10 protein-coding genes are annotated in these 12,142 nt (G+C 74.1%); 8 read left to right on the top strand and 2 right to left on the bottom strand.

The genetic code is table 11. From position 1 onward, the window contains the following. The 7 genes from ABT160_RS44860 to ABT160_RS44830 all read left to right on the top strand — a co-directional run. On the top strand, positions 1-653 hold a 653-nt coding region (locus tag ABT160_RS44860; protein ID WP_351655614.1), incomplete at its 5' end, for a DUF2690 domain-containing protein. Between the two features lie 188 nt (positions 654-841). Next, positions 842-1,831, top strand: a complete 990-nt coding sequence (locus ABT160_RS44855) for a malate dehydrogenase (protein ID WP_351655611.1) — start codon at positions 842-844, stop codon at positions 1,829-1,831. Positions 1,832-2,038: 207 nt separating this feature from the next. Then, positions 2,039-3,532 (top strand): aldehyde dehydrogenase family protein, encoded by a 1,494-nt coding sequence (locus ABT160_RS44850; RefSeq protein WP_351655608.1) that lies wholly within the window; start codon positions 2,039-2,041, stop codon positions 3,530-3,532. Between the two features lie 55 nt (positions 3,533-3,587). Continuing rightward, positions 3,588-5,117 carry a GMC family oxidoreductase gene (locus ABT160_RS44845; protein ID WP_502984416.1) on the top strand — a complete coding sequence of 510 codons (1,530 nt, stop codon included), beginning with the start codon at positions 3,588-3,590 and terminating at the stop codon, positions 5,115-5,117. Further along, positions 5,114-6,157 (top strand): quaternary amine ABC transporter ATP-binding protein, encoded by a 1,044-nt coding sequence (locus ABT160_RS44840; RefSeq protein ID WP_351655602.1) that lies wholly within the window; start codon positions 5,114-5,116, stop codon positions 6,155-6,157. Before ABT160_RS44845 ends, ABT160_RS44840 begins: the two co-directional genes overlap by 4 nt. A 245-nt stretch (positions 6,158-6,402) precedes the next feature. Continuing rightward, a complete protein-coding gene (locus ABT160_RS44835; protein ID WP_351655600.1) occupies positions 6,403-8,301 on the top strand; it encodes an ABC transporter permease subunit in 1,899 nt (632 codons plus the stop codon). Between the two features lie 77 nt (positions 8,302-8,378). Continuing rightward, positions 8,379-9,269: an ABC transporter substrate-binding protein gene (locus ABT160_RS44830; protein ID WP_351655617.1), complete on the top strand. Its 891-nt coding sequence runs from the start codon at positions 8,379-8,381 to the stop codon at positions 9,267-9,269. A gap of 113 nt (positions 9,270-9,382) precedes the next feature. Here the strand turns inward: ABT160_RS44830 and ABT160_RS44825 are convergent, their stop codons facing one another. Then, positions 9,383-10,006, bottom strand: a complete 624-nt coding sequence (locus ABT160_RS44825; RefSeq protein WP_351655597.1) for a hypothetical protein — start codon at positions 10,004-10,006, stop codon at positions 9,383-9,385. 86 nt (positions 10,007-10,092) lie between these two features. Next, complete coding sequence (locus ABT160_RS44820; protein ID WP_351655595.1) at positions 10,093-10,599, bottom strand: carboxymuconolactone decarboxylase family protein; 507 nt, start codon at positions 10,597-10,599, stop codon at positions 10,093-10,095. A 46-nt stretch (positions 10,600-10,645) separates the two neighbouring features. On the opposite strand from ABT160_RS44820, the gene pdxR reads away from it, so the two are divergent. Then, positions 10,646-12,049, top strand: coding sequence for a MocR-like pyridoxine biosynthesis transcription factor PdxR (pdxR, locus tag ABT160_RS44815; protein ID WP_351655592.1), 1,404 nt, complete (start codon positions 10,646-10,648; stop codon positions 12,047-12,049). Positions 12,050-12,142: the final 93 nt, after the last annotated feature.

Below are 12,142 nucleotides of genomic sequence, written 5' to 3'. Positions count from 1 at the left end.
CCGGCGGGCCCGCGCCCGTGCCGCCCGCGCCCGGTCCGCCCGTGCCGCCCGCGCCCCGGCAGCAGCGCCCCGCCGTCCCCGTACCGCCGCCGTCCGAACGGCTCGGCACCGTGCCCGGGCAGGGCGGGCAGCCCGTGGACGGGACCCCGGCGGGCGCCCGGCGGCGCAAGGCCGCCATGTTCGCCGCCGGGCTCGTGGGCGCCCTCCTCGTCATCGCCGCCGCCGTCCTGCTCACCGACCTCGGCGGCACGCGCGGCACGGGCGGCGGGGCCTCCGCCACCCCCTCGCCGACCCCCGCCACCAGCGCGCCGACACTGCCCGCCGGGGTCAAGTGCGCGGGCGCCGACTGCGCCGGGCAGGACCCCGAGAACATGGGCTGCGGCGGGGAGTTGGCCACCACGGTCGCCGAGGCCACCGTCGGCGGCGCGCGCGTGGAGGTCCGCTACAGCCGCACCTGCGCCGCCGCCTGGGCCCGCGTCACCGCCGCCGCACCCGGTGACCTGGTCACCATCGCCGCGGGCGGCGCCACCCAGCGGGGCACCGTCGACGCCGACCGCGACGCCTACACCCCGATGGTGCCGGTGCCCTCCGGGGCCGGGGCGAAGGCGTGCGTGGTCCCGAAGTCCGGTGCCCGGGGCTGCGCGTCGGGGTGAGCCCGCGGGCGGACGGCACCCGGTCGGCCGGGTGACCCGTCCCACAAGGGGGCGGGGGTTCAGGGCCGCCGGGGTCGGATAGCCTGACCGACGGATATCTCTTCACGTCGAGACACCGATCGATCAAGGGGAGACGTCCAGCACCAGGGGCAGGGACCCCCACCGCCAGCTGTCTTACGGAGATCGCCATGACCCGCACTCCCGTGAATGTCACCGTGACCGGCGCGGCCGGCCAGATCGGCTACGCGCTGCTCTTCCGCATCGCCTCCGGCCACCTGCTCGGCCCGGACGTGCCGGTCAACCTGCGCCTCCTGGAGATCACGCCGGCGCTCAAGGCCGCCGAGGGCACCGCGATGGAGCTCGACGACTGCGCCTTCCCGCTGCTCAAGGGCATCGAGATCACCGACGACGCCAACAAGGCGTTCGACGGCGCCAACGTCGCCCTGCTCGTGGGCGCCCGCCCGCGCACCAAGGGCATGGAGCGCGGTGACCTCCTGGAGGCCAACGGCGGCATCTTCAAGCCGCAGGGCAAGGCCATCAACGACAACGCCGCGGACGACATCAAGGTCCTGGTCGTCGGCAACCCGGCCAACACCAACGCCCTGATCGCCCAGGCCGCCGCCCCGGACGTGCCGGCCGAGCGCTTCACCGCGATGACCCGCCTGGACCACAACCGCGCGATCTCGCAGCTGGCCGCCAGGACGGGCGCCGCCGTCTCCGACATCAAGCGCCTGACCATCTGGGGCAACCACTCCGCCACCCAGTACCCGGACATCTTCCACGCGGAGATCGCCGGCAAGAACGCGGCCGAGGTCGTCAACGACGAGCAGTGGCTGGCCGACACCTTCATCCCGACCGTCGCCAAGCGCGGCGCCGCGATCATCGAGGCCCGTGGCGCGTCCTCCGCCGCCTCCGCCGCGAACGCCGCCATCGACCACGTCCACACCTGGGTCAACGGCACCGCCGACGGCGACTGGACCTCCATGGGCATCCCCTCGGACGGCTCCTACGGCGTCCCGGAGGGCCTGATCTCCTCCTTCCCGGTCACCGTCAAGGACGGCGTGTACTCCATCGTCCAGGGCCTGGAGATCAACGAGTTCTCCCGCCCCCGCATCGACGCCTCGGTGCAGGAGCTGGCGGAGGAGCGCGACGCGGTCCGCGCCCTCGGCCTGATCTGAGCCACCCCGCGCGCGTCCGCGTGACGCGGCGCGCACGCACGTGACAGGGCGCCGCCCCCCCGGGGGGCGGCGCCCTTCGCATGCCCGCGCACGACGGGGGTACGGGCACGGCACGGCCCCGCCGAACGCGCCCGGTGGTGTGCGCCGGATCGCACTGAGGCGCACGTCACGCATGGTTCCACGGCCCCCGGGAAGGCGCCGGGAATCATGAATCAGGGAACACCAGACACCATCCACGTGGGCGGTGAGTGGCGCACGGCCGCGTCCGGCGCCACCCGCGACATCCTCGACCCCGCCGACGCCACGGTCCTGGCGGTCGTCGCCGAGGGCGGCGCCGAGGACACCGACGCGGCCGTCGCCGCCGCCCGCGCCGCCTTCGACGGGGGCCAGGGCCCCTGGCCCCGCACCCCGGTCGCCGAGCGCGCCGCGCTGCTGCGCCGCGTCGCCGACCTGCTCGCGCGCGACCGCGAGGAACTCGGCCTGCTGGAGAGCAGGGACGCGGGCAAGACCGTCGAGGAGGGCCGCGTCGACGTCGACTGCGTGGCCGACGCCTTCCGGTACTTCGCCGACCTCGTGGTCAACGAGACCGGCCGCGTCGTGGACGCCGGGGACCCCGCGGTCCACAGCGTGGTGGTGCACGAGCCGGTCGGCGTGTGCGCCCTGATCACCCCCTGGAACTACCCGCTGCTCCAGGCCAGCTGGAAGGTCGCCCCGGCGCTCGCCGCGGGCAACACCTTCGTGCTCAAGCCCAGCGAGGTCACCCCGCTCACCACCGTCGCGCTGATCCGGCTGCTCCAGGAGGCCGGACTGCCCGCGGGCGTCGCCAACCTGGTCACCGGCGCCGGCGACCCGGTCGGAGCCCGCCTCGCCGAGCACCCCGACGTCGACCTGGTCTCCTTCACCGGAGGCATCGTCAGCGGTACGAAGGTGATGCGCGCCGCCGCCGACACGGTCAAGAAGGTCGCCCTGGAACTGGGCGGCAAGAACCCCAACGTGGTCTTCGCCGACGCCTGCGCCACCCCCGAGGGCTTCGACACGGCCGTGGACCAGGCGCTCAACGCGGCGTTCATCCACAGCGGCCAGGTCTGCTCGGCGGGCTCCCGGCTGATCGTCGAGGAGTCGCTGCGCGAGCGCTTCGTCGCCGAACTCGCCTCCCGCGCCGACAAGATCCGCATCGGCCGGGGCACCGAGGACGGCGTCGAGTGCGGCCCGCTCGTCTCCGCCGCCCAGCTCGCCCGCACCGAGTCCTACGTCGACTCCGCCCTGGACGAGGGCGCCGTGCTGCGCTCCGGCGGCAAGCGCGGTCCGGGCGAGGGCTACTTCTACCGCCCGACCGTCCTGGACCGCTGTCACCGCGGGATGCGCGTGGTGCGCGAGGAGGTCTTCGGGCCCGTCCTGACCGTCGAGACCTTCCGCACCGAGGACGAGGCCGTCGCCCTGGCCAACGACACCGAGTACGGCCTGGCGGGCGGAGTGTGGACCACCGACCCCGGCCGCGCCCGGCGCGTCGCCGGACGGCTGCGCCACGGCACCGTCTGGATCAACGACTTCCACCCCTACCTGCCGCAGGCGGAGTGGGGCGGCTTCGGCAGGAGCGGCGTCGGCCGCGAACTGGGCCCGACGGGCCTTGCCGAGTACCGCGAGACCAAGCACGTCTACCAGAACCTGGACCCGCGCCCGGTGCGCTGGTTCAAGGGCTGACACACGGGGAGTTCCTGCCATGAACGCCGTACCTGAGAAACCCGCGATACCCGCCATGCCGTCCGCGACCGCCTACGACTACGTGGTGGTCGGCGGCGGCACCGCGGGCTCCGTCATCGCCGCCCGCCTCACCGAGGACCCCGACGTCACCGTCGCCGTCATCGAGGGCGGCCCCAGCGACGTCGGCCGCGACGACGTGCTGACCCTGCGCCGCTGGATGGGCCTGCTGGGCGGCGAGCTCGACTACGACTACCCCACCACCGAGCAGCCGCGCGGCAACTCGCACATCAGGCACAGCCGCGCCAAGGTGCTCGGCGGCTGCTCCTCGCACAACACCCTGATCGCCTTCAAGCCGCTGCCGTCCGACTGGGACGAGTGGGCCGCGGCGGGCGCCGAGGGCTGGGGCGCGGACGCCATGTCCCCGTACTTCGACCGGCTGTTGAACAACATCGTCCCGGTCGACGAGAAGGACCGCAACGCCATCGCCCGCGACTTCGTCGACGCCGCACAGCAGGCGCTGGGCGTGCCGCGCGTGGAGGGCTTCAACAAGGCCCCGTTCCACGAGGGCGCGGGCTTCTTCGACCTGGCGTACCACCCCGAGGACAACAAGCGCTCCTCGGCCTCGGTCGCCTACCTCCACCCGGTCATGGACCAGCGCCCCAACCTGCGCATCCTCCTGGAGACCTGGGCGCACCGCCTGGAGTTCGACGGCACCCGGGCGCGCGGCGTGCACGTGCGCTCCAAGGAGGGCGTCGAGGAGTACGTCGAGGCGCGCCGCGAGGTCATCGTGTGCGCCGGGGCCGTGGACACCCCCCGGCTGCTGATGCACTCCGGCGTCGGGCCGCGCGCGGACCTGGAGAAGCTGGGCATCGAGGTGCACCACGACCTGCCGGGCGTGGGCGAGAACCTGCTCGACCACCCGGAGTCGGTGATCGTGTGGGAGACGGACGGGCCGATCCCGGAGAACTCGGCGATGGACAGCGACGCCGGCCTCTTCGTGCGGCGCGACCCCGCCTCGGCCGGGCCCGACCTGATGTTCCACTTCTACCAGATCCCCTTCACCGACAACCCCGAGCGGCTGGGCTACGAACGCCCCGCGCACGGCGTGTCGATGACCCCGAACATCCCCAAGCCCCGCTCCCGCGGCCGCCTCTACCTGACGAGCGCGGACCCCGGGGCCAAGCCCGCCCTCGACTTCCGGTACTTCACCGACCCCGAGGACTACGACGGGCGGACCCTGGTCGACGGCATCCGCATCGCCCGCGAGATCGCCGCCGCCGAGCCGCTGAAGGGCTGGCTCAAGCGCGAGGTGTGCCCGGGACCCGAGGTCACCGGCGACGCCGAGCTGAGCGAGTACGCGCGCAAGGTCGCGCACACCGTGTACCACCCGGCCGGTACCTGTCGCATGGGCGCCACTGACGACGAACTCGCCGTCGTGGGACCAGACTTGAGGATCCGGGGGCTGGACAACATCCGGATCGCCGACGCCTCCGTCTTCCCGACCATGCCCGCCGTCAACCCGATGATCGGGGTGCTGATGGTCGGCGAGAAGTGCGCCGAACTCCTCGGAGGTGCCCAGCGATGACCACGCCGCCGCCCGTCTTCTCCGTACGTGACCTGTGGAAGGTCTTCGGCCCCAAGGCCGAGCGCGTCCCCGGCGACCCGGACCTCACCGGTCTCGACGCCGCCGAACTGCGCGAGCGCACCGGCTGCACCTCCGCCGTGCGCGACGTCTCCTTCGACGTCGCCCGGGGCGAGTGCTTCGTCGTCATGGGCCTGTCCGGCTCCGGCAAGTCCACCCTGGTGCGCTGTCTGACCCGGCTGATCGAGCCCACCTCCGGCAGCCTCGCCTTCGACGGCGAGGACGTGCTGTCCATGGACCGGTCCCGGCTGCGCGAACTGCGCCGCAGCCGCGCCTCGATGGTCTTCCAGCACTTCGGCCTGCTGCCGCACCGCAGCGTGCTCGACAACGTGGCGTACGGCCTGGAGATCCAGGGCGTCGGCAAGGCGGAGCGGCGCGCGAGGGCGCTCGACATCGTCGCCAAGGTCGGCCTCGAAGGGCTGGAGGACCGGCGGCCCGGCCAGCTCTCCGGCGGCCAGCAGCAGCGCGTCGGGCTGGCCCGCGCGCTCGCCGTGGACCCCGAAGTCCTGCTGTTCGACGAGCCGTTCAGCGCGCTCGACCCGCTGATCCGGCGCGACATGCAGGAGGAGGTCGTGCGGCTGCACCGCGAGGAGGGCCGCACCATGGTCTTCATCACTCACGACCTGACCGAGGCGCTGCGCGTCGGCGACCGGATCGCGCTGATGCGCGACGGGCAGGTGGTGCAGCTGGGGACCCCGGAGGAGATCGTGGGGGAGCCCGCGGACGACTACGTACGGGACTTCGTCCGCGACGTCCCGCGCGAACAGGTCCTCACCGTGCGCCGCGCGATGCGCCCCGTCCCCTCCGCCGACCTCACCGGCCCTGCGGTCGCCCCCGACGCGACCATCGCCGAGGCCATCGAGGCCTCGGCCCGCACGGGCGCGGCGGTGCGCGTGGTGGAGGACGGGCGGTGCGTGGGGGTGGTGGAGGAGCGGGACTTGCTGGGGGTCGTCGCCGGGGTGAAGGCCGGTGAGGCGGCATGAGCGGCCATACGACTTCGCCCGCCTCCAGCAGCCGCGGGGACGGTTCCCGCACGGCTGTGGGCAATCGTTCCGCAGGGCGGAACGGGTGGGCACAGCCGCACCCAGGCGCGCGGCGCCCCTCTTCGGGCCCCGCACCCACGGAGACCCGGCCCGGGGCCGAGGGCGAGGCGGTCGGGGCGCGGGCCGAACAGGCCGCTGAGCGGCACGTGGGCGTTGTGCCCACCCGTTCCGCCCCGGCGGAACGCATGCCCACAACGCGGCGGAGCGGAACGGATGCCCACAGCCGGGCGCGAGCCAAGCGCCTCGCCCTCCTGGCCGCCCTCCTCGTCGCCGTCGCTCTCGGCCTCGTCCTCGGCGCGAAGGGCTGGCCCGCCTCCTGGCAGGTGGACCTCTCCGGCCCCCTCGGCCGCACCAGCACCTGGGTGATCGACCACCGCGACTCCCACCCCCTCTTCCTCTACTTCTTCGGGCACGTCAGCAACGCCCTCACCCTCTGCGTCCGCGCCGTCTACCTCGCCCTCCTGGCGGTCGGCTTCGCGGGCGTCACCGCGGGCGCCGGTCTGCTCGCCTGGCGGGTCGCGGGCCCGCGGCTGGCCGCCACCGCCGTGGTCGCGTTCGGCGCGTGCGGGGTGCTGGGCATGTGGGTGCCGACCATGCAGACGCTGGCCCTGATGGTGGTCGCGGTCACCGCCTCCGTGCTCCTCGGCGGGCTGCTCGGCCTGGCCGCCGGGCTCAGCGACCGCACGCACCGCGCGCTGCGCCCGGTGCTGGACACCATGCAGGTGCTCCCGGCGTTCGCCTACCTGCTCCCGGTCGTGCTGGTCTTCGGCATCGGCGTGCCCGCGGCCGTCCTGGCGACCGTGGTCTACGCGGCCCCGCCGATGGCCCGGCTCACCGCGCTCGGGCTGCGCGGCGCGGACCCGGGCGTGATGGAGGCGGTGGCCTCGCTGGGCGCGACGGGCCGTCAGCGGCTGTTCTCGGCCCGGCTCCCGCTGGCCCGCAAGGAGCTGCTGCTCGGCGTCAACCAGTCGATCATGATGGCCCTCTCGATGGCCGTGATCGCCTCCGTCATCGGCGCGGGCGGCCTGGGCGACCGCGTCTACCAGGCGCTGGCCTCCGTCGACGTGGGTGCCGCGCTGGCCGCGGGCCTGCCGATCGTGCTGCTCGCCGTGGTCCTCGACCGGGTCACCGGGGCGGCCGGCGAGCGGCTGGGCGAGCCGCCGCGCCCGCACGCGGTACGGGGCCACCTGCTGGCCCTGGCCGGGGTGCTGGCCGCCGTGGCGGCGGGCCGGGCCACCGGCCGGCTCGGCTGGCCGGACGCCTGGACCGTGCCGGTCGCGGAGCCGGTGAACCGGGCCGTCGACTGGATGACCGAGCACCTGTACCCGGCCACCAACGGTGCCGCCGCGCACTTCACGGGCTGGGTCCTCGATCCCGTACGGGACGGCCTGCAGGCCCTGCCGTGGTGGGCGCTGCTGCTGCTCGCCGGGGTGCCCGCGCTGCTGATCGGCACCTGGCGCACCGCGCTGACCGCCGTCCTCGCGCTGGCCGCGATCGGCGTGCTCGGCGTGTGGGAGCCGGCGCTGGACACCCTGTCGCAGGTGCTCGCCGCCGTCGCGGTCACCCTGGTGATCGGCGTCGCCGTGGGCGTGGCCGCCGCCCGCAGCGCGCGGGTGGAGCGCTGGCTGCGGCCGGTGCTGGACGTGTTCCAGACGATGCCGCAGTTCGTGTACCTGATCCCGGTGGTCGCGCTGCTCGGCGTGGGCCGCGCCCCGGCGGTCGCCGCGGCCGTGGTCTACGCGCTGCCCGCCGTCGTCCGCATCACCGCGCAGGGCCTGCGGGCCGTCGACCCGGCCGCGCTGGAGTCGGCGCGCTCGCTGGGCGCGACGGGCATGCAGCAGCTCAGGCAGGTGCAACTGCCGCTGGCCAGGCCCGCGTTGCTGCTCGCCGTGAACCAGGGCGTGGTCCTGGTGCTCGCCGTCGTGATCATCGGCGGTCTGGTGGGCGGCGGGGCGCTCGGCTACGACGTCGTGTTCGGCCTGGCCCAGGGCGACCTGGCGACCGGCCTGGTCGCGGGTGCCGCCATCGTCTGCCTCGGCCTGGTCCTCGACCGGGTCACCCAGCCCACGGAGCGCCGCTCGTGAACCACCTGATCCGCAAGGGCCTGTTCGGCCTGTCCGCACTGTCCCTGCTCGCCGCCACCGGCTGCGGCGCGGCCGACATGACCCGCCAGGCGTCCCCGTACGCCGCCGTGAAGGGCACCAAGAGCGTGACCCTGTCGGTGCAGTCCTGGGTGGGCGCCCAGGCGAACGTCGCCGTGGTCCGCTACCTGCTCGAACACGAGCTGGGCTACCGGGTCGACACCGTCCAGGTCGACGAGGTCCCTGCCTGGGACGCGCTCAGCCAGGGGCGGGTGGACGCCATGCTCGAGGACTGGGGGCACCCGGAGCAGGAGCAGCGCTACGTCAAGGACAAGAAGACGATCGTCCCGGGCGGCGACCTCGGGGTGACCGGCCACATCGGCTGGTTCGTGCCGAAGTACTTCGCCGACGCCCACCCCGACGTCACCGACTGGCGCAACCTCGACAAGTACGCCGAGGAGTTCCGTACGGCCGAGAGCGGCGGCAAGGGCCAGCTGATGGACGGCTCGCCGTCCTACGTCACCAACGACAAGGCGCTGGTGAAGAACCTGAAGCTGGACTACCAGGTGGTGTTCGCCGGTTCGGAGGCCGCGCAGATCACCCAGATGAAGCAGTTCGCCAAGGAGAAGAAGCCCTTCCTGACGTACTGGTACACCCCGCAGTGGCTGTCGCGGCAGATCCCGATGACGGAGGTGAAGCTGCCCGCGTACGAGGAGGGGTGCGACGCCGATCCGGAGAAGGTGGCGTGCGCCTACCCGCACACCCCGCTGAAGAAGTTCCTCAACCAGCGGTTCGCGGACGAGGGCGGTGAGGCGGCCGCCCTCCTGAAGCGCTTCCGCTGGACCACGGAACAGCAGAACGAGGTCGCCCTGCTGATCGCGGACCAGAAGCTCTCCCCGCAGGAGGCGGCCGAGCGCTGGGTCGAGAAGAACGAGGCGACCTGGCGGAAGTGGCTCCCGGCGAAGGGCTGAGGGCCGCCGAACCACCGGTCACCACACGGGACTTCCGAGGCGCGGCACCGTCCCCGTCGCGCCTCGGACCCCCGCCTCCCGGCAGGTCCGGCATGCGATACCCGCGGCCGGGATCAGCCCAGCAGGCCCGCGCGCCGCGCCGTCTCCCGCATCGCGGGCAGGTCCGCCTCCTCCAGGTGCCCCGCCAGCTCCGCGAGCACCGCGTCGGTCACCGCCCGGCGCTCGGCGTGCGCCAGGAAGGCGCGGGCGTGCACCCGCTCCACCTCGGCCTCCCCGCCCAGGTTCAGCGCCGCCTCGTCCGCGCTCACCAGGCACCCGGCCGCCCCGCAGTCCAGGCCGTCGTCCTTGAGGCCCTCCGGGTACGGCGCGCGGGCCCAGGCCCCGTCCTCGTACCAGTAGACGCAGCCCAGCTCCCAGCCCCGCAGGAGGTCCTCCAGCTCGGCGAACGGCAGCCAGTCCGGCGCGCCCGCCAGCACGTCGATCCGCGGCTCGTGCCACTTCACGGCGCTGGACTCGTCCTCGCCGTACAGCACGAAGCGGCCCGCGCCGCGGTCCGCCAGGGTCCACCAGGTGCACCCCGCGTCGTCGCGGCGCAGGCCGTCGTCGTCGATCCACCAGCCGGTGCGGTGCCGGTCGCCGGCGTCCCGCGTCCGCGCCAGGGCCGTGGCGAGCGCGGCCCAGCGCGTCCAGAGCAGGTCCGCGGGCGGCAGGTCCTCGGGCAGTCCGGGCCGGTGCATGGTCACTCCCGTGCGTCGGGCGCGCGGGCCGCCCCCTGTGGCCCGGCTCGGTGCGCCATCGTACGGACCCGGCCGGCCGGCCGTTCCTAGTGCTGGCCCGCCGTGTAGTGCCCCGGCACCATGCGGGTGGACACGGCGAACCGGTTCCAGGCGTTGATCACCGTGATCGCGGCGATCAGCTGGGTCAGCTCGGCCTCGTCGAAGTGCGCGGCGGCCTTCTCGTACACCGCGTCCGGCACGAATCCTTCGGTGATCACCGTGATCGCCTCGGTGAGCTCGATCGCCGCGATCTCCTTGGCCGTGTAGAAGTGCTTGGACTCCTCCCACGCGGCGAGCTGGATGATCCGCTCCAGCGACTCGCCCGCCGCCAGCGCGTCCTTGGTGTGCATGTCCAGGCAGAAGGCGCAGTGGTTGAGCTGCGAGGCGCGGATCTTGACGAGCTCCGCGACCACCGGGTCCAGGCCCTGCCGGGCCGCCTGGTCGAGGCGGGCCATCGCCTTGTAGACCTCGGGGGCGTGCTTGGCCCAGGCGAGCCGGGGGGTGTGCTCGGGGTGGAGGTCCTTGCCGTCGTGCGTGCTCTGGTTCGTGGTCATGAGACGACCGTACGCGCGCGGTGGCGCATCGGTATGGTCCACTCCCATGACGGATTCCTGGGCCACTTTCGGGGCCGACCTGCACATCGAACTGGCCGGTCCCGGGCTGCGCAGCGGGCTGATGGACGCCCTGCGGGACGCGGTGCGCACCGGCCGCCTGGCACCCGGCACCCGGCTGCCCTCCTCCCGCTCGCTCGCCGCCGACCTGGGCATCGCCCGCAACACGGTGGCCGACGCCTACGGCGAACTGGTCGCCGAGGGCTGGCTCACCGCGCGCCAGGGCTCCGGCACCCGGGTCGCCGAGCGGGCCGCCCCGCGCAGGCCCGCCACCGGGACGGCCCGCTCGCTGCCGGCCCGCCGCCGCCCCGCGCACAACCTCGCTGCGGGCCAGCCCGACCTGGCGTCCTTCCCGCGCGCCGAGTGGCTCAGGGCGGCCCGCCGCGCGGTGACGGCCGCCCCCAACGAGGCCTTCGGGTACGGGGATCCGCGCGGCCGCCCCGAACTGCGCGCCGTCCTCGCCGACTACCTGGCCCGCGCCCGCGGCGTGCACGCCGACCCCGAACGGGTCGTCGTCTGCTCGGGCTTCGTGCACGGCCTGATGCTGATGGGCCGGGTGCTGCGCGAGCGCCGGGTGCGCGAGACGGCCGTGGAGTCGTACGGCCTGGACGTGCACTGGAAGCTGCTCCGCGACGCGGGCCTGCGGACGCGCCCGCTGCCCTTCGCCCCCGGGCACGGCACCCGGACCAGCGCCCTGGCGGAGGCCAAGGGCGTGGGCGCGGTCCTCCTGACGCCCGCCCACCAGTTCCCCAACGGGGTCGCGCTGCACTCCTCGCAGCGCTCGGCGGTGGTCGACTGGGCGCGCCGCACCGGGGGAGTGGTCCTGGAGGACGACTACGACGGGGAGTTCCGCTACGACCGGCAGCCGGTGGGCGCCCTGCAGGGCCTGGACCCGGAGCGGGTGGTCTACCTCGGCACCTCCAGCAAGTCCCTCGCGCCCGGCCTCCGCCTGGCCTGGATGGTGCTGCCCGAGGACCTGGTCGGCGAGGTCCTGGAGGCCAAGGGCACGATGGACTGGGTGAGCAGCGCCACCGACCAGCTGACGCTCGCGGAGTTCATCGCCTCGGGGGCGTACGACCGCCACGTCCGCACCATGCGCACCCGCTACCGGCGCCGCCGCGACCAGCTGGTGGCGACCCTGGCCGAGCGGGCCCCCGGGGTCCGGGTCAGCGGGATCGCCGCGGGCCTGCACGCCGTCCTCGAACTCCCGCCCGGCACCGAGCAGTCGACGGTACGGGCGGCGGCCTGGCAGGGCCTGCGGGTGGAGGGCCTGACCCGGTTCCGGCACCCGGACGCGACGGCGGAGCGGGACGCGCTGGTGGTGGGGTACGGCACGCCCACGGACAGTGCCTGGCCGGGCGCCCTGGAAGCCCTCGCGAACGCCCTGGCCTAGGGCGTGTTGCGAAAGTCCCGCCTGCCCCGCGACGCCTGGCACGCACGCTCGCTGCGTTGTCGGGATCATCCAAGTACGCCCAGTACGAGGATG

Origin of the sequence: Streptomyces sp. NPDC001941 (genome assembly GCF_040296945.1) — a bacterium.
Lineage (GTDB): Bacteria > Actinomycetota > Actinomycetes > Streptomycetales > Streptomycetaceae > Streptomyces.
Note: the sequence above shows the minus strand (reverse complement) of the source record. Positions and strands in the feature narration are given on the sequence as shown.

What these genes read in the sequence shown, in the direction of transcription:
- ABT160_RS44855 (WP_351655611.1), top strand. Translation starts at nt 842, where the DNA reads ATGACCCGCACTCCCGTGAATGTCACCGTGACCGGCGCGGCCGGCCAG.
- ABT160_RS44850 (WP_351655608.1), top strand. Translation starts at nt 2,039, where the DNA reads ATGAATCAGGGAACACCAGACACCATCCACGTGGGCGGTGAGTGGCGC.
- ABT160_RS44845 (WP_502984416.1), top strand. Translation starts at nt 3,588, where the DNA reads ATGCCGTCCGCGACCGCCTACGACTACGTGGTGGTCGGCGGCGGCACC.
- ABT160_RS44840 (WP_351655602.1), top strand. Translation starts at nt 5,114, where the DNA reads ATGACCACGCCGCCGCCCGTCTTCTCCGTACGTGACCTGTGGAAGGTC.
- ABT160_RS44835 (WP_351655600.1), top strand. Translation starts at nt 6,403, where the DNA reads ATGCCCACAACGCGGCGGAGCGGAACGGATGCCCACAGCCGGGCGCGA.
- ABT160_RS44830 (WP_351655617.1), top strand. Translation starts at nt 8,379, where the DNA reads ATGACCCGCCAGGCGTCCCCGTACGCCGCCGTGAAGGGCACCAAGAGC.
- ABT160_RS44825 (WP_351655597.1), bottom strand. Translation starts at nt 10,006, where the DNA reads ATGCACCGGCCCGGACTGCCCGAGGACCTGCCGCCCGCGGACCTGCTC.
- ABT160_RS44820 (WP_351655595.1), bottom strand. Translation starts at nt 10,599, where the DNA reads ATGACCACGAACCAGAGCACGCACGACGGCAAGGACCTCCACCCCGAG.
- pdxR (WP_351655592.1), top strand. Translation starts at nt 10,646, where the DNA reads ATGACGGATTCCTGGGCCACTTTCGGGGCCGACCTGCACATCGAACTG.